The organism is Micromonospora orduensis (assembly GCF_006228125.1).
GTDB lineage: Bacteria > Actinomycetota > Actinomycetes > Mycobacteriales > Micromonosporaceae > Micromonospora > Micromonospora orduensis.
Window position 1 is genome coordinate 1 of record NZ_VDFY01000200.1, and the last position, 16970, is coordinate 16970.

General features: G+C 73.4%; 11 protein-coding genes and 1 pseudogene. 10 read left to right on the forward strand and 2 right to left on the reverse strand.

The features are described from left to right. The first annotated feature begins 154 nt into the window (after positions 1 to 154). The 4 genes and pseudogenes from mnmA to FHG89_RS22895 all read left to right on the forward strand — a co-directional run bounded on the left by mnmA (position 155) and on the right by FHG89_RS22895 (position 3726). On the forward strand, positions 155 to 1228 hold the full coding sequence (gene mnmA / locus FHG89_RS22880; RefSeq protein ID WP_208761068.1) for a tRNA 2-thiouridine(34) synthase MnmA: 1074 nt from the start codon (positions 155 to 157) through the stop codon (positions 1226 to 1228). 49 nt (positions 1229 to 1277) lie between these two features. Then, positions 1278 to 2282 carry a uroporphyrinogen decarboxylase/cobalamine-independent methonine synthase family protein gene (locus FHG89_RS22885; RefSeq protein WP_139586465.1) on the forward strand — a complete coding sequence of 335 codons (1005 nt, stop codon included), beginning with the start codon at positions 1278 to 1280 and terminating at the stop codon, positions 2280 to 2282. A gap of 38 nt (positions 2283 to 2320) precedes the next feature. Next, positions 2321 to 2686: a VOC family protein gene (locus FHG89_RS22890; RefSeq protein WP_208761069.1), complete on the forward strand. Its 366-nt coding sequence runs from the start codon at positions 2321 to 2323 to the stop codon at positions 2684 to 2686. Positions 2687 to 2716: 30 nt separating this feature from the next. Then, positions 2717 to 3726: pseudogene (locus FHG89_RS22895) on the forward strand (ADP-ribosylglycohydrolase family protein). A gap of 10 nt (positions 3727 to 3736) precedes the next feature. Here FHG89_RS22895 and FHG89_RS22900 read toward each other — a convergent pair. Further along, a complete protein-coding gene (locus tag FHG89_RS22900) occupies positions 3737 to 4291 on the reverse strand; it encodes a type II toxin-antitoxin system PemK/MazF family toxin (protein WP_244295732.1) in 555 nt (184 codons plus the stop codon). A gap of 163 nt (positions 4292 to 4454) precedes the next feature. On the opposite strand from FHG89_RS22900, the gene ligA reads away from it, so the two are divergent. The 6 genes from ligA to FHG89_RS22930 all read left to right on the forward strand — a co-directional run bounded on the left by ligA (position 4455) and on the right by FHG89_RS22930 (position 15348). Beyond that, on the forward strand, positions 4455 to 6590 hold the full coding sequence (ligA, locus tag FHG89_RS22905) for an NAD-dependent DNA ligase LigA (protein ID WP_139586468.1): 2136 nt from the start codon (positions 4455 to 4457) through the stop codon (positions 6588 to 6590). 156 nt (positions 6591 to 6746) lie between these two features. Further along, on the forward strand, positions 6747 to 9368 hold the full coding sequence (locus FHG89_RS22910; RefSeq protein ID WP_139586469.1) for a GGDEF domain-containing phosphodiesterase: 2622 nt from the start codon (positions 6747 to 6749) through the stop codon (positions 9366 to 9368). 147 nt (positions 9369 to 9515) lie between these two features. Then, on the forward strand, positions 9516 to 9821 hold the full coding sequence (gatC, locus tag FHG89_RS22915) for an Asp-tRNA(Asn)/Glu-tRNA(Gln) amidotransferase subunit GatC (RefSeq protein ID WP_139586470.1): 306 nt from the start codon (positions 9516 to 9518) through the stop codon (positions 9819 to 9821). A gap of 76 nt (positions 9822 to 9897) precedes the next feature. Then, positions 9898 to 11373: an Asp-tRNA(Asn)/Glu-tRNA(Gln) amidotransferase subunit GatA gene (gene gatA / locus FHG89_RS22920; RefSeq protein ID WP_139586471.1), complete on the forward strand. Its 1476-nt coding sequence runs from the start codon at positions 9898 to 9900 to the stop codon at positions 11371 to 11373. A 13-nt stretch (positions 11374 to 11386) separates the two neighbouring features. Next, the gene (gatB, locus tag FHG89_RS22925; RefSeq protein ID WP_139586472.1) at positions 11387 to 12886 is read left to right on the forward strand and encodes an Asp-tRNA(Asn)/Glu-tRNA(Gln) amidotransferase subunit GatB; all 1500 of its coding nucleotides are present in this window, start codon (positions 11387 to 11389) and stop codon (positions 12884 to 12886) included. Positions 12887 to 12990: 104 nt separating this feature from the next. Beyond that, a complete protein-coding gene (locus FHG89_RS22930; protein WP_139586473.1) occupies positions 12991 to 15348 on the forward strand; it encodes a transketolase-like TK C-terminal-containing protein in 2358 nt (785 codons plus the stop codon). A 21-nt stretch (positions 15349 to 15369) separates the two neighbouring features. Here the strand turns inward: FHG89_RS22930 and FHG89_RS22935 are convergent, their stop codons facing one another. Continuing rightward, positions 15370 to 16932: a metallophosphoesterase gene (locus FHG89_RS22935; RefSeq protein ID WP_139586474.1), complete on the reverse strand. Its 1563-nt coding sequence runs from the start codon at positions 16930 to 16932 to the stop codon at positions 15370 to 15372. Positions 16933 to 16970 lie beyond the last annotated feature (38 nt).

Below are 16970 nucleotides of genomic sequence, written 5' to 3' on the forward strand. Positions count from 1 at the left end.
GCCCCGGTCTCCCGCCCGCCCGGTCACGTCGGGAGGCGCGGGAAGTCCGCGCCTCCCGACGTGACCGGGCGGGCGGGAGACCGGGGCTGTTCGGGGTGGCGGATAGGCTTGTGCAGGGCACGGAGAAGGCGCGCGGGGGGATGGGAGTGGGCTGGTGAGGGTTCTGGCGGCGATGTCGGGCGGGGTCGACTCGGCGGTGGCGGCGGCGCGGGCGGTGGCGGCCGGGCACGACGTGACCGGTGTGCACCTGGCGCTGGCCCGCAACCCGCAGACCTACCGCACCGGGGCGCGCGGCTGCTGCACCCTGGAGGACTCCCGCGACGCCCGTCGGGCCGCCGACGTGATCGGCATCCCGTTCTACGTGTGGGACATGGCCGACCGGTTCCACGAGGACGTGGTGGACGACTTCGTGGCCGAGTACGCCGCCGGCCGTACGCCGAATCCCTGCCTGCGGTGCAACGAGAAGATCAAGTTCGCGGCGGTGCTGGACCGGGCGGTGGCCCTGGGCTTCGACGCCGTGGTCACCGGCCACCACGCCCGGCTCGGCCCGGACGGGCTGCTGCGCCGCAGCGTCGACGTGGCGAAGGACCAGTCGTACGTGCTGGCCGTGCTCACCCGCGAGCAGCTGGACCGGTCGATGTTCCCGCTCGGTGACTCGACGAAGGCCCAGGTCCGCGCGGAGGCCGCCGAGCGGGGCCTGGCGGTGGCCGACAAGCCGGACTCGCACGACATCTGCTTCATCGCCGACGGCGACACCCGGGGCTTCCTGGCCGGCCGGCTCGGCGAGGCGCCCGGCGACGTGGTGGACGCGAGCACCGGCGCGGTGGTGGGCAGCCACACCGGCGCGTACGCGTACACGGTGGGTCAGCGTCGTGGGCTGCACCTGGACCGGCCGGCGCCGGACGGGCGGCCCCGCTACGTGCTGTCCATCACGCCGAAGACCAACACGGTGACCGTCGGCCCGGCCGAGGCGTTGGAGGTGTCCGAGGTCAGGGCCGTCCGTCCGGTCTGGACCGGCGGCGCGCGCCCGGACGCCCCGGTGGAGTGCGAGGTGCAGTTGCGGGCGCACGGCGACGTGGTGCCGGCCACCGTCGCCCTCGACGGCGACCTCCTGCACGCCGAGCTGCGCCGTCCGGTACGCGGTGTCGCCGCCGGTCAGGCCATCGTGGCGTACCGGCCGGACCCGGCCGGCGACGTGGTCCTCGGCTCCGCCACCATCACCGGCTGAACGTCCGGTCGCCGCACGGTCCGCGCCCGGACCGGGATAGCCTTCGGCCGTGACAGATCAGGCGTGGCCCTGGCCGGCCGGCGCGGCGACCGGAATTGGTTCGCTGCCCGGCACCGACATCGCCGAGGCGCAGCGAGTGGTCCTCGGTGAGCTCCCCGCGCTGCCCCATCTGCCCGAGCTGCCGGCGCGTGGTCCGGGGGCCGACCTGATCGGCCGTACGGCCGGGCTGCTGGTCGAGCTGCCCGTGGAGCTGTACGCCGGTCGGTGGCGGGTCGCCCCCCGCCCCGGGCGGGACCTGCGGCGGTCCCGCGACCTGATGGAACGCGACCTGGACCAGCTCGCCGAGCAGGCCGAGGAGTACGCCGGCCCGATCAAGGTGCAGGCCGGTGGCCCGCTCACCCTGGCCGCCTCGCTGGAGCTGCCGATCGGCGGCCGGCTGCTGCGCGATCCGGGCGCGGTCCGGGACCTGACCGGCTCCCTGGCCGAGGGTCTGCGCGCACACGTGGCGGCGGTCGCCCGGCGCCTGCCCCGGGCCTCGGTGCTGCTCCAGCTGGACGAACCGTCACTGCCGACCGTGCTGGCCGGGCGCGTGCCGACCGAGAGTGGACTGGGCGCGTACCGGGCGGTGGAGTCGGCGGACGCGGCGGCGCTGCTGCGGACGGTCGTCGAGGCGGTCGGTGTGCCGACGGTGGTGCACTGCTGCGCCCCGGAGGTGCCGTTGGAGCTGATCCGTTCCACCGGCGCCGTGGCGGTGGCCCTCGACCTCGACCTGGTCACCGACCTGGACCCGCTGGGCGAGGCGATCGACGCCGGCCTCGGGTTGCTGGCCGGGGCCGCGCCGACCCGGCCACCGTCGGCCGGTGGCGCGCCGACATCCGCGCAGGTCGCCGACCGGGTACGTCAGCTCTGGGACCGCCTCGGCTTTGCTCGCCGGCAGCTCGCCGAGCAGGTTGTCGTCACGCCCGCCTGTGGGCTGGCCGGGGCCACCCCGCAGTACGCCCGGGCGGTGCTCGCGGCGTGCCGGGACGCCGGGCGGCGGTTCACCGAGGACTGAACGTTTTCCTGTCGTACCCGGTGGGCAGGATGACGGTCATGGTTGGACAGCTGCGTTCAGTGGTGATCGACTGCCCCGATCCGCGGGCGTTGGCGTCGTTCTACGCCGAGCTGCTCGGTATCCCTCTGGCCGAGGGTGACTCCGACGACGAGTGGGTGGTGCTGGGCGGCCCGCCCGGGCACCAGCCCCGGCTGGCGTTCCAGCGGGCGCTCAACCTGCGCCCGCCGGCCTGGCCCGATCCGGAGCGGCCCCAGCAGTTCCACATCGACGTGACGGTGGACGACATCGAGGCCGCCGAGAAGGCGGCGCTCGCCCTGGGCGCCCGGCGGCTGCCCGGTGAGGGTGAGGGCTGGCGGGTCTACGCGGATCCGGTCGGCCATCCGTTCTGTCTCTGCTGGGACTGACCCTGGCGGGGGTTGCGGCGGCCGGGCATCATGACCGCCGTGATCTCCCCCTCCGCCATGCGCGCCTCCGGCTCGCTCCTCGGTCTCGCCTACGGTGACGCGCTGGGCAAGCCGACCGAGTTCCTGTCCGTCGCCGAGATCGAGCGCCGCTACGGCCCGACCGGCCCCGGGCGTTGTCGGGCGAGCCGGCCCTGGTCACCGACGACACCCAGATGGCGTTGGCGGTGGGGTGGGCGCTGCACGAGGCGCCGTCGCTCACCCCCGAGGCGGTGGAGCCGTTGTTGCGGCGACGCTTCGTGGCCTGGTCGGTCAGCCCGGACAACAACCGCGCCCCCGGGATGACCTGCCTGCGTGCCTGCGCCGAGCTGGGCCGCGGGCTGACCTGGCAGGCGGCGACCGTGCTCGGGTCGAAGGGGTGCGGGGCCAACATGCGGGTCACGCCGGTCGGGCTGCTCGACGTCGACGCGGACACGCTCGCCGGTCTGGCCCAGTTGCAGGCCGGGCTGACCCACGGGCACCCGACCGGGCTGGCCGCCAGTGAGCTCACCGCGTACGCGGTTCTCGCCCTGCGCGGCGGCGTCGCCCTGCCGGAGCTTCCCGCGCTCCTCGTCGAGCGGGCGCGATCCCAGCGTGGGGTGTATCAGGGGCGTTGGCTGGGCGACCTGTGGCAGCGCGCGGGCGCCAGCTCCCCGGAGGCGTTCAGCGTCGAGGGCTGGGACGAGTGCCTGGCGGTGCTGGGCCGGCTGACGGCCGCCCTGGAGCAGCCGGACGACGGGGGCGACCCGTGCCGGGCCACCGGGGAGGGCTGGGTCGCCGAGGAGGCGCTGGCCACCGCGCTGCTCTGCGCCGTACGACACGCCGACGACCCGGTATCGGCGCTGGCCCGGGGCGCGACCACCGCCGGCGATTCCGACTCGATCGCCGCGCTGGCCGGCGCGTTCGTGGGCGCCGCGGCCGGGATGGCCGCCTGGCCGGCCGGGTGGGCCGACCGCATCGAGTACGCCGAACAGCTCGCCACCCTCGGAGCCGCCTGGGACTGACCCGGGACGGTCAGCTGGTGGGCAGGTGGCGCAGAGCGCGTACCTGCCGCCACAGGTCGGCGTCGCAGCGCCCGGCGCGGTCGGCGAAGTCGGCCGAACTGATCCGGATCGGCTCGGTCAGGCTCAGGTAGCTGTCGTGCTCGGCGCCGGGGTCCCAGTCCCGGGTGGGGATCCGCACGTGGTCGTCCCGGTCGCTCTTGTCCTGGCTGGTGATCTTCAGGACGTCGGCGCCCCGCGAGTCGGCGCGCAGCACCAGACAGGGCCGCACCTTCGATCCGCTGCCGTCGGCGTACGGCACGTCGGCCCACCAGATCTCGCCCGGCGCCGGAGTGCCGGCCGCCCGTTCGGTGGCACGGGAGCGTGGCCGGGCGGACGGCCGATCGGCGCCGCGCGGCCTCGGCGCCGTGGGACGGCGGGTGCCGTCCCGCCCCGGACGCCGGTCGGCCACCCGGTGCCGCCAACTGTTCCACGCCCAGCCGGCGGCCACCGCCAACAGGAGCGCCACCGACCAGAGCAGGGCCTCGGGCATCCGTACCTCCGCCTCCCGGCGACCCGCTGGTCGCACCGTGCGGCGATCCTCGCACGCCGCCGTCCGAGCCGCCCGCCAACCGCACCGCGGAGCAGGACGCCGTCGCGGGCGCGGGCGGGGGGCGGATTGTCACCCCGGCCCGATACCGTGCGGGAGTAGCGTGATCAGGGAGGTCGCAGGCGTGTCCGAAGGTGGCGGGGTGTCCGAGGAGCAGATCGGTCAGCAGGTCAGCCCGGCTCAGGAGGCGGCGGCCGGCGCGGAGCCGCCGCCGCAGGCGCGCGAACGGCACGCCACCCTCAGCCGTGAGTTGACCGAACATCAGTACCGCTACTACGTGCTGGACGCGCCGACCATCGACGACGCCGAGTTCGACAGGCGGTTGCGCGAGCTGGAGGCGTTGGAGGAGGAGTTCCCGGCGCTGCGTACGCCCGACTCCCCGACCCAGCGGGTGGGCGGCACGTTCTCCACCGACTTCACCCCGGTCACCCACGCCGAGCGGATGCTCTCACTGGACAACGCCTTCGCCGACGAGGAGTTGGCGGCGTGGTCCGAGCGGGTCGAGCGGGACGCCGGCGGCCCGGTTCCGTACCTGTGCGAGCTGAAGGTCGACGGGCTGGCGATCAACCTCACCTACGAGGGCGGCCGGCTGGTCCGCGCGGCCACCCGGGGTGACGGGCGCACCGGCGAGGACGTCACCGCAAACGTGCGCAGCATCCGGGACGTGCCCGGCCAGCTCACCCCCAGCGCCGAATACCCCGACATGCCCGAGTTGCTGGAGGTCCGGGGCGAGATCTACTTCCCGGTCGCCGGGTTCGCCGACCTCAACGCACGGCTGGTCGAGCAGGGCCGGGCGCCCTTCGCCAACCCGCGCAACGCCGCCGCGGGCAGCCTGCGGCAGAAGGACCCACGGGTCACCGCCTCCCGACCGCTGCGCCTGGTGGTGCACGGCATCGGCGCCCGTCGGGGGTTCCAGCCCACTGCGCAGTCCGAGTCGTACGCAGCGCTCAAGGCGTGGGGGCTGCCGACCAGCGACCGCTGGCGGGTGGTGCCGGATCTGGCCGGTGTGGCGGAGTACATCGCCTACTACGCCGAGCACCGGCACGTCGTCGAGCACGAGATCGACGGCGTGGTGGTCAAGGTCGACCCGGTCTCGATCCAGGGCCGGCTCGGGTCGACCAGCCGCGCGCCGCGGTGGGCCATCGCCTTCAAGTACCCGCCGGAGGAGGTGACCACCAAGCTGCTGGACATCGACGTCAACGTGGGGCGTACCGGCCGGGTCACCCCGTTCGCCGTCCTGGAACCGGTACGCGTGGCCGGTTCCACAGTCGCGCTCGCCACCCTGCACAACGCCCGCGAGGTGGAGCGCAAGGGTGTGCTGATCGGCGACACGGTGGTGCTGCGTAAGGCCGGCGACGTGATCCCCGAGGTGCTCGGCCCGGTGGTCGACCTGCGGCCGGCCGACGCCCGGCCGTTCGTCATGCCGACCAACTGCCCGGCCTGCGGCACGCCTCTCGCGCCGTCCAAGGAGGGCGACGTCGACATCCGGTGCCCCAACACCCGCAGCTGCCCCGCCCAGCTGCGCGAGCGGGTGTTCCACCTCGCCGGCCGGGGCGCCTTCGACATCGAGGTGCTCGGCTACAAGGGCGCGGCGGCCCTGCTCGACGCGGAGATCATCACCGACGAGGGTGACCTCTTCCAGCTCGACGCCGAGCAGTTGGCCCGGTCCCCGTTCTTCGTCAACAAGGACGGCAGCCTGGGCAGCAACGCGGTGAAGTTGCTTGACAATCTCGCGGTGGCCCGGGAGCGGGACCTGTGGCGGGTGCTTGTGGCGCTCTCCATCCGGCACGTCGGCCCGACGGCGGCACAGGCGCTCGCCCGGCACTTCCGGTCGATGGAGGCCATCGACGCGGCAAGCGAGGAGGAGCTGTCCTCGGTCGACGGGGTCGGCCCGACCATCGCGGCGAGCATCCGGGAGTGGTTCGCGGTGGACTGGCACCGCGAGGTGGTCCGCAAGTGGGCCGAGTCGGGCGTACGGATGGCCGAGGAGGCGGTGGACGAGGGGCCGCGCCCGTTGGAGGGGCTGACCGTGGTGGTGACCGGCACCCTCGCCGGTTTCTCCCGTGATCAGGCCGCCGAGGCGGTGCAGAGCCGGGGCGGCAAGATCAGCGGGTCGGTCTCCAAGAAGACGAGCTTCGTGGTGGTGGGGGACAACCCCGGGTCCAAGGCCGACAAGGCGGCCAGTCTCAAGGTGCCGGTGCTCGACGAGGACGGGTTCCGGCTGTTGCTGGACGCCGGTCCGGACGCGGCCCGGGAGGTCGCCCGCGTCGAGGGCTGAGCTCGTGGCGGGTCCGATGCGGCCACTGGCGCGTATACCAACTTAATTACGACTACGACCGATTCGTGACTGTCATACCGGGAAAGCTGGGGGCGAGGGCGTTTCATTGGGTCACGACGTGCGCACCGGCACGTCGACAGTCGGTCGGGAGGTGTGGTGGAGGTCGCCGACCCGCGCAACTCGCTCCCGCCTGGTCGGGTGGCGCCGTTCGCCACGTTCGTCGGTGGCATCCTGGCGGTGGCCGCGCTGACCGCCGCGGGTCCACTCGCGACGCTTCCGGGCGAGCTGCCCCGGCTGCCGGTGGCGTTCTGGACGATGGCCGCCCTCGCCGTGGTGTGCGACGCCCGCCCGTTCGTCCCTCCCGGGCGCCGGCAGACGTCGGCGGTCTTCCCGTCCACCTGTTTCACCTTCGCGATCCTGCTCGGCTGGGGGCTCGGCCCGGCGGTGGCGGTGCAGGCGGTCGGGGTGGTCGTGTCCGGGTGGCGGATGCGGCACGCCTCGTGGCGGACCGCCTTCAACGTCGGCCAGTACGCCTGCGCCCTCGCCGCCGCGTACGGCGTCCTCGCGCTCGGGCCGGGCATGGTCTTCTCCGGCGGTCGGCTGCACTGGACCGACGTCGCCGCCGTCGGTGGCGCCACGGTGGCCTGGTTCGTTGTCAACTACGGGCTGGTGAGCTGGGCGGTACGACTGCGGTTCGGTGACCGGTGGTGGCCCACCCTGCGGCAGGGCCTCGGCTTCGAGCTGCTGTCCACGGGCTCGTTGCTGCTGCTCGCGCCGGTGCTGGTCGCTGCCGCGCGGGTCAGCGCGGCGCTGATTCCGCTGGTGCTGGTGCCGCTCTTCGCCGTGTACCGGATGGCCCGGCTGACCGTAGAGCAGCAGCACCTGGCGGCCGCTGACCCGCTCACCGGGCTGCCCAACCGCAAGGCCCTGCTGACCGAGGTGGCGGAGCAGGTGCACCTGCACGCCGAGCGGACCGCCCGTGGTGAGCCCGACGGTCACCTGGCGCTGCTGTTGATCGACCTGGACCGCTTCAAGAACGTCAACGACGCGCTCGGGCACGCGGTGGGTGACCGGCTGCTGGTCGAGGTCAGCGCCCGACTCACCGACGTTCAGCCGCGACCGCAGATGGTCGCCCGCCTCGGCGGGGACGAGTTCGCCGTCGTGATGACCGGTCTGACCGATGTCGGCCAGGCGCGTGAGCTGGCCGACCGGGTGGTGGAGGCGCTGGCCGAGCCGGTGCCGCTGGACGGGCTGCCACTGGATGTGGGCGGGTCGATCGGGATCGCCCTGTTCCCCGAGCACGGTGAGGACTTCGCCACCCTGATGCGCCACGCCGACGTGGCGATGTACGACGCGAAGCACCGCAACGACACGGTCGCCGTGTACGCCCCGGAGTCCGACCACAACTCCGCCGAGCGGCTCGGTCTCCTGGCCGACCTTCGCCGGGTGCTGGAGGCCGGTCCGTCGTCGACAGACGACCTGTTCGACGCCCGGTCGGCCGGAGACGACCAGCCGGCGGAGCCGACGCGATCCGAGGCGGGCGCGGCCGTGCCGGTCGAGGCGTCCGACGTACCCCTGGACTCGGCGGCGGAGGTGCGCGGCGGGGACGGCGCGGCCCTGCCCACCGGTGCGCCGGCCGGGGCCGTGGAGCCGGGGGACCCGGCGCCGGCGGTCGCCACGGCGCCGAGGCTCGGCGGCCGCTGGTGGGGTCGCCGCCGGCGGTCCGACGCGGACCTCGTGCACGCCGACGAGTTGATCAACCGGATCGCCACCGGCGCCGACCCGATCCGGGGGCGCAACGCCCGCGCCACCGTCCCCGGCAGCCGCTCCGGGTCGGTCCGGGACCGGCACTCCGGGGGCGGTCGGCGGCCGCGGAACGGGAGCGCGGTACCCGCGCCGGACCGCGGCGGCCCGGTGCCGCGGGGTGACGGCGGCCCGGGGACGCAGCCGTCCGAGCCGTCCAGGTGGGCGCACCCGACCGGCGAGGCGGCCGACGACGCCGGTGAGATCACCATGTACTACCAGCCGCAGATCGCCATCGCGACGGGCGAGGTGGTGGGCGTCGAGGCGTTGCTGCGGTGGCGACACCCGCGCCGGGGCATGGTGGACCCGGAGGAGCTGATCCGGGTCGCCGAGCAGAGCGCGGTGATGCGGCTGCTCACCCGCCGGGTCGTCGACGACGTGGTGGAGCAGCTCGCCAAGTGGTCGGCGGCCGGCATCGGGCTGCGCGCGGCGCTGAACGTGAGCGTCCGTGACCTGCACACCGGGGAGATCGCCGACCAGATCGCCGACCGGCTGGCCCGCTACGGGGTGCCGGCCGAGCGACTGCAACTGGAGATCACCGAGGGTGCCCTGATGGCCGATCCGCGTCGGGTGCTGGCCACCATCTCCCGGCTGCACCGGATCGGCGTGGCCATCGCGCTTGACGACTTCGGCACCGGCTACTCGTCGTTGCAGCACCTGCGCCGGTTGCCGCTGTCCGAGGTGAAGGTGGACCGCTCGTTCGTGCTCGGCATGGCCGACGACGCCGACGACGCGGCGATAGTCCGGTCGATGATCGAGCTGGCGGGCGCGCTCGGGTTGCGGGTGGTGGCCGAGGGCGTGGAGGACGAGCGGACCTGGCGGATGCTGCACGCCGCCGGCTGTGACGCGGCCCAGGGGTGGTTCTACGCCCGGCCGATGCCCGCCGAGGAGCTGGTCACCTGGCTGGCCCGGTACCGGCCGGTCCGCCCCAGCGGCGGCCCGGAGCCGGACGCCGGTCGTCGACTGACCCGCTGACCCGCCCGCCGACCCGCCCGCCGACCCACCCGAGCAGCCGGCGGAGGGGGCGGAACAATAGACTCGCTCCGGTCACCGCGCGTCACGCCGCACGCGTCGCGCGGCCGGCACACCGCCCGACCAGCAGGACATCAGAAGGGGGCACGGATGGCCGCCATCTCCCGCGAGGAGGTCGCGCACCTGGCGCGCCTGTCGCGGCTCGCCGTCACCGAGGAGGAGCTGGACACCTTCGCCGGCCAGCTCGACGTGATCCTCCAGGCGGTCGCCCAGGTCGGTGAGGTCGCCGCCGCGGACATCCCGCCGACCTCGCACTCGGTGCCGCTGACAAACATCTTCCGCGAGGACGTCGTCACGCCGTGCCTCACCCCGCAGGAGGTGCTGTCGGGTGCGCCGGACGCCGAGGACCAGCGTTTCCGCGTGCCGCGGATCCTGAGCGAGGATGTGGCCTCATGAGCGAGCGCCAGCGAGCGAATCAGCAGTGCAGCGCGGTGGTGCCTCATGGCGTCACGGAGCGAAGCGGAGTGACGGCATGAGTGATCTCACCAGAATGACCGCGACGGAGATCGCCGCGCTGGTCGCCGGCGGCGAGATTTCCGCCGTCGAGGTGACCCGGGCGCATCTGGACCGGATCGCCGCGGTCGACGACCGGGTGCACGCCTTCCTGCACGTGGACACCGAGGGTGCGCTGGCCGCGGCCGGCGCCGTGGACGAGCGACGGGCCGCCGGCGAGGAGCTGGGCCCGCTCGCGGGCGTGCCGGTCGCCGTGAAGGACGTGCTCGCCACCCGGGGCGTACCGACCACCGTGGGGTCGAAGATCCTGGAGGGCTGGCGCCCGCCGTACGACGCGACGATCGTCCAGCGCCTGCGTGACGCCGGTACGGTGATGCTCGGCAAGACCAACATGGACGAGTTCGCGATGGGCTCCTCCACGGAGTACTCGGCGTACGGGCCGACGCACAACCCGTGGGACCTGAGCCGGATCCCGGGCGGCTCGGGTGGTGGCAGCGCCGCCGCGCTGGCCGCGTACGAGGCGCCGCTGGCGATCGGCTCGGACACCGGCGGCTCGATCCGCCAGCCCGGTGCGGTCACCGGCACGGTCGGCGCGAAGCCCACCTACGGCGGCACCTCCCGCTACGGGCTTGTGGCGTTCTCCTCGTCGCTGGACACGCCCGGTCCGTGCGCCCGTAACGTGCTCGACGCGGCCCTGCTGCACCAGGTGATCGGGGGGCACGACCCGCGCGACTCCACGTCGATCCCGCAGCCGGTGCCGGACGTGGTGGCGGCGGCGAAGCTCGGCGCGACAGGCGACCTGACCGGCGTACGGCTCGGCATCGTCAGCGAGTTCGTCGGCGAGGGCGCCGAGCCGGGCGTCATGACGGCGTTCCGCGAGTCGGTGGACGCGCTGACCAAGATGGGCGCGGAGATCGTGGAGATCTCCTGCCCGACGTTCGCGTACGCGCTGCCGGCGTATTACCTGATCGCGCCGAGCGAGTGCTCCTCCAACCTGGCCCGGTTCGACGGCGTCCGCTTCGGCCTGCGGGTCGGCGACGACGGCAACCGGTCGCTGGAGGAGGTCATGTCGCTGACCCGGGAGACCGGCTTCGGCCCCGAGGTCAAGCGCCGCATCATGATCGGCACGTACGCGCTGTCGTCGGGGTACTACGACGCGTACTACGGGCAGGCGCAGAAGGTCCGGACTCTCATCACCCGGGACTTCACGGCCGCGTTCGAGCAGGTCGACGCGCTGATCTCGCCGACCACGCCGTCGGTGGCGTTCCCGATCGGCGCGCGGACCGCCGACCCGTACCAGATGTACCTGGCCGACCTGTACACCATTCCGACAAACCTGTACGGCGGGCCCGGCATCTCGGTGCCCTGCGGCCTCTCCGAGGGGCTGCCCGTGGGCCTGCAGGTGATGGCCCCGACGATGGCCGACGACCGGATGTACCGGGTCGCGGCCGCGCTGGAGTCCGCGGTCGGCACGTTCACCCCACCGGCACTGTGAGGCAGGAGCCCAGATGACGACGACGCTTCCCGCGTACGACGAGGTCGTCGCGCGCTACGAACCGGTGATCGGCCTGGAGACCCACGTCGAGCTGGGCACGAACACCAAGATGTTCTGTGGCTGCCCGACCGACTTCGGTGGCGAGCCGAACACCCGGGTCTGCCCGGTGTGCCTGGGGCTGCCCGGGTCGCTGCCGGTGGCCAACAAGGCCGCCATCGAGGCGATCATCCGGATCGGCCTGGCGCTGAACTGCTCGATCGCGCGGTGGTGCCGGTTCGCCCGGAAGAACTACTTCTACCCGGACATGCCGAAGAACTTTCAGATCAGCCAGTACGACGAGCCGATCTGCGTCGACGGTTACCTGGACGTCGAGGTGGGCGGCGAGACGGTGCGGATCGAGATCGAGCGGGTGCACCTGGAGGAGGACACCGGCAAGACGCTGCACGTCGGTGGCGCGACCGGCCGGATCCACGGCGCGACGGAGTCGCTCGTCGACTACAACCGGGCCGGCATCCCGCTGGTGGAGATCGTCACCAAGCCGATCGCGGGCACCGGGGTGCTCGCGCCCGACGTGGCCAAGGCGTACGTCGCCGAGCTGCGCGACGTGATCCGCACCCTCGGCGTCTCCGACGTGCGGATGGAGGAGGGTTCGCTGCGCTGCGACGTGAACACCTCGCTCAACCTGCCGGGTCAGGAGTGGGGCACCCGCACCGAGACGAAGAACGTCAACTCGCTGCGGTCGGTGGAGCGGGCGGTCCGTTCGGAGATGCTGCGGCAGGCGTCGGTGCTGGACGCGGGGGGCCGGATCACCCAGGAGACGCGGCACTTCCACGAGGACACGGGTGACACCACCCCGGGGCGCTCGAAGGAGACGGCCACCGACTACCGGTACTTCCCGGAGCCGGACCTGGTGCCGATCGCTCCGGACCCGGCCTGGGTCGCCGAGTTGAAGGCCGCCCTGCCGGAGCTGCCCCGGGTGCACAGGCGTCGGCTCCAGGAGCAGTGGGGCCTGTCGGACCTGGACATGCAGTCGGTGCTCAACGCCGGCGCGGTCGAGCTGATCGAGGCCACCGTGGCGGCCGGCACCACCCCGGCGGCGGCCCGCAAGTGGTGGCTCGGTGAGCTGTCCCGGCGGGCCAACGAGAGCGGCGTGGAGCTGGCCGACATCGGGGCCACCCCGGCGCAGGTCGCCGAGCTGCAGGGTCTGGTCGACGCCGGCAAGCTGAACGACAAGATGGCCCGTACGGTGCTGGAGGGCGTGGTCGACGGTGAGGGTTCGCCCACCCAGATCATGACCAGTCGGGGCCTGGAGGTCGTGTCGGACACGGGCGCGCTGACGGTCGCCGTGGACGAGGCGATCGCCGCCAACCCGGGCATCGCCGACAAGATCCGCAGCGGCAAGGTGGCTGCGGCCGGCGCACTGGTCGGCGCGGTCATGAAGACCACCCGTGGCCAGGCCGACGCGAAGACCGTCCGCGAACTCATCCTGGAACGCCTCGGCGTCCAGGGCTGATCCGCGGGGACGAACGGGCTGGCGCCGCGCGCGCCGGCCCGTTCGCCGTACACACCGCAAACCCCTCGCGAGGGCGTCAACGGCGACGCCCGGATGGAGTCACCGTGAACCAGCACGACCTCGATGTCCTCGACGAGATCCAGCGGCGGGTGCTCTGGCTCGCCACCCGGATCGTGGACGCCGCCAACCACGACCGGGCCACCGGCGACGGGGTGAAGGTCGGCGGCCACCAGGCGTCCAGCGCCTCGCTCGTCACCGCGATGACCGCGCTGTGGTTCGCGCACCTGGACGCCGAGGACCGGGTGGCCGTGAAGCCGCACGCCTCCCCGGTGTTCCACGCCATCCAGTACCTGCTCGGCAACCTGGACCGCTCCTACCTGCCCCGGTTGCGGGCCCGGGGCGGCCTCCAGTCGTACCCGTCGCGCACCAAGGACCCGGACGAGGTGGACTTCTCCACCGGCTCGGTCGGTCTGGGCGCGGCGGCGCCGCTGTTCGCCGCCGCCACCCGCCGCTACGTCGACGCGCACTTCGGGGCCCGCCCGCACTCCCGGTTCGTGGCGCTGATCGGCGACGCCGAACTGGACGAGGGCAACATCTGGGAGGCGGTCGCCGACCCGGCCACCACCGGCCTGGGCAACGTGATGTGGCTCGTCGACTTCAACCGGCAGTCGCTGGACCGGGTGGTGCCGGGTATCCGCATCAACCAGTGGCGGGGCCAGTTCGAGGCCGCCGGCTGGCACGTCGTGGAGGTCAAGTACGGCCGCAGGCTCGCCGAGGCGTACGCCCGGCCGGGCGGCGGGGCGCTGCGCGACTGGATCGACGCGATGCCCAACGAGCAGTACCAGTCGCTGTTCGGGCTGGACGGCGAGGTGCTGCGCAAGCAGTTCCTGGACGGCGCTCCGGCGGGCATCGCGGAGTTCATCGCCGACGTTCCCGACGAGGAGTTGGGCCCGCTCGTCACCGACCTGGGCGGGCACGACCTGTCCGCGATGCTCGACGCGTACGCCCAGTGCGACGCGGTCACGGACCGGCCCAGCGTCGTCTTCGCGTACACCGTCAAGGGTTGGGGGTTGCCCATCGCCGGCAACCCGCGCAACCATTCGGCGCTGCTCAGCACCGAGCAGGTGGACACGCTGCGGGCCGCGCAGGGCTTGACCCGCGACACCGAGTGGGAGCGCCTCGACCCGGCGTCACCGGCCGGCATCCGGGCCGGCGCCCGCCGGGAGGCGCTGTCCCGCGCGCCGCGCGAGCGCGCGCTGGGGGTCACCGTTCCGGAGAGCACGGGAGTACGCGCCAACAAGCCGATCTCCACGCAGGAGGTCTTCGGTCGGGTGCTTGTGGACCTGGCGCGGGACCGGGAGGTGGGCCGCTACCTGGTCACGACCGCCCCGGACGTGGCCACCTCCACCAACCTGGCCGGGTTCATCAACAAGACCGGGGTGTTCGCCCCCACCGAGCAGCGTTCCTGGACCGAGGACCGGATGCTGCGCTGGACCGAGAGCCCCGCCGGGCAGCACATCGAGCTGGGCATCTCGGAGATGAACCTGTTCCTGCTGCTGGGTCAGCTCGGCCTGTCGTGGGACCTGTCCGGGCAGCCGCTGCTGCCGGTGGGGACCGTCTACGACCCGTTCGTGCTGCGCGGCCTGGACGCGTTCCTGTACGGCACCTACTCCGGCTCGCGGTTCGTGGTGGCCGGTACCCCGTCGGGCATCACCCTGGCCCCGGAGGGTGGCGCCCACCAGTCCACCATCACCGCGTCGGTCGGCCTGGAGCTGCCCGGGGTGACCTTCGTCGAGCCGGCGTACGCGGCCAGCCTCGACTGGCTGCTCTGCGACGCGCTCGGGCAGATCGCCGGCGGGTCGACCCCGGCGGCGACCGCCGCGCCGGCCGAGGACGGGGCGTACTACTTCCGGTTGAGCACCCGTCCACTGGACCAGGCGCCGTTCGAGGCCGCCCGGGCCCGGTTGGGTGACGCGGTGCTGCGCCGGCAGGTGGTCGCCGGGGCGTACCGGCTCGTCGACGCGCACCAGGCGTACCCGCACCTGGCCGACGCCCCGGTGGTGCAGCTCGCCGCGTCCGGCGCGGTGCTGCCCGAGGTGCTGGCCGCGGCGGCCGAGCTGGCCGAGGAGGGCATCGCCGCGCACGTGGTCGACGTGACGTCGCTGGACCGGCTCTACCGGGCGTGGCAGCGCACCCTGCGTCAGGGTGTCCGCACGGCCACCGTGCCCAGCGTGCCGGGCGCCCTGCGGTCCGCGTTCGCCGACCGGGTGCCCGTGGTGACCGTGCACGACGCCGCGTCGCACGCGATGGCCTGGCTCGGCTCGGCGCTCGGCGCTCCCGCGGTACCGCTCGGGGTGGACGAGTTCGGTCAGTCCGGCACCGTCACCGAGCTGTACGAGGTGCACGACCTGCTGCCCGGCAGCATCGTCAACGCCGCGCTGGCAGCCATCGCCCTGCGCTGACCCCCGGCCCCCGGCCCGCGCTCAGCGGGTCGGGGTCGGGGTGACCGAGGCGGGCGCGCCGGCTGTCGGGTTCTCGACCACGTGCCGTTCCAGGTTGACCTGGGCCTGCCCGGTGCCGCCGACGGTGATGTCGTCGTACGCCTGGAGCATCTTGTTCTGGTCGAAGTAGAGCACGCTCATCGACAGCGGGGTCGGCTTCTCGCCCTCCAGGCCGCGCAGCCCGGCGCCGCCTGTGGAGCCCTCCACCATCAGGGTGGTGGGCTGCTGCCCGGGCGCCGCGGGCAGCTTGGAGACCTGTCGTGCGTGGGTGTGCCCGGCCAGCACCAGCGGGCAGGTGCCGGCGAGCGGCCCGGCCGACGCCGGGTCGTGCACCAGCGCGATGTTCACCGGCTGGGGCGAGCGGCGCACCGTGGTGGCGAGCTGCTCACCGGCGCCGATCACCTGGTCGGCGACCTGCTGGGTCAGCCCGCTGCCGGCCGGGGAGGTGTTCTTGTCCGGGGTGAAGCGGGGGTCGCCGACGCCGGCGATGGTCAACCCGGCCACCGTCGTCGTCGAGTTGTTCAGGACGATCGCGTTCGGTTGGCGGGCGACGGCGGCGGCGGTCTTGCCGGAGTCGTGGTTGCCCCGGATGAAGACGTACGGCTTCTTGAGCAGGCCGATCGAGCCGACGAAGGACGCCTCCGGTTCGCTGCCCCAGTCGGTGATGTCGCCGGTGTCGATCACCACGTCGATGCCGAACTGCTCCACCACCGTCCGGATCAGCTGCCAGCCGGTCGGGTTGAGGTGCATGTCGGAGACGTGCAGCACCCGGGTGGTGCCCGGGGTCGGCTCCAACAACGGAAGCGCCGAGACGGTGGTGTAGAGCTGACTGACGTTGCCGACCAAACGTTGCAGCTGCTCGGCGTACTTGGTGTAGTCGTTGGCGATGCGCCGGGCGTCACCGACGATGGCCGGCGCGTTGACCAGCAGCCCCTCGTAGCGGGGCTCCTCGATGGCCTGGGGGCGCAGGGTCGCCGCCGCCGCGCCGAGGCTGCCGGCCGTGACGAGCAGTGCGAGCCCACCCGCCCAGGCGGTCCGCCGAACGTCGCGGAAGACCAGCCCGGCCAGGACCAGGGTGACAAGCACCGTCGAGGCGAGGGTCCGCAGGCCGAGTCGCATCACCCCGGTACGGACGTCCTCGACGGCGCTCTGGCTGGCCCGGCTGATGCTGGCCGGGTCGTCGATCAGCGCCTCGGTGCGGCTCTGGTCCAGCGCGCCCAGCCGCACGGTGAGGTGGACCGGCCCGTCATGGCTGTCCAGCAGCAGCGCGCCGAGCGGCGGCACGTCGACGGTGGTGCCGCCGGCGCTGGCCGGCGTGAGCGTGAGGTTGGCCCGGAACGGCCCGATGTCGGTGTCCACGTGCCCGCCGGCCAGCACCCCGAGCACCGCCCCGGCCAGGCCGACGGCGAGGACGGCGAGGATCACCCCGGTACGCCGCAGCGGGCCGGGCCGCCCGCCCGCCCGCGGCGACGGGTCGGCACCGGTCACCGGGTCGTCGGCCCGGTCTCCGGTGTCGTCATGCTGCTCGTCGCGCTGCCCGTCCATGCTGAGATTCTGACCTGCCCGTCGGAAGATCTTGGCAA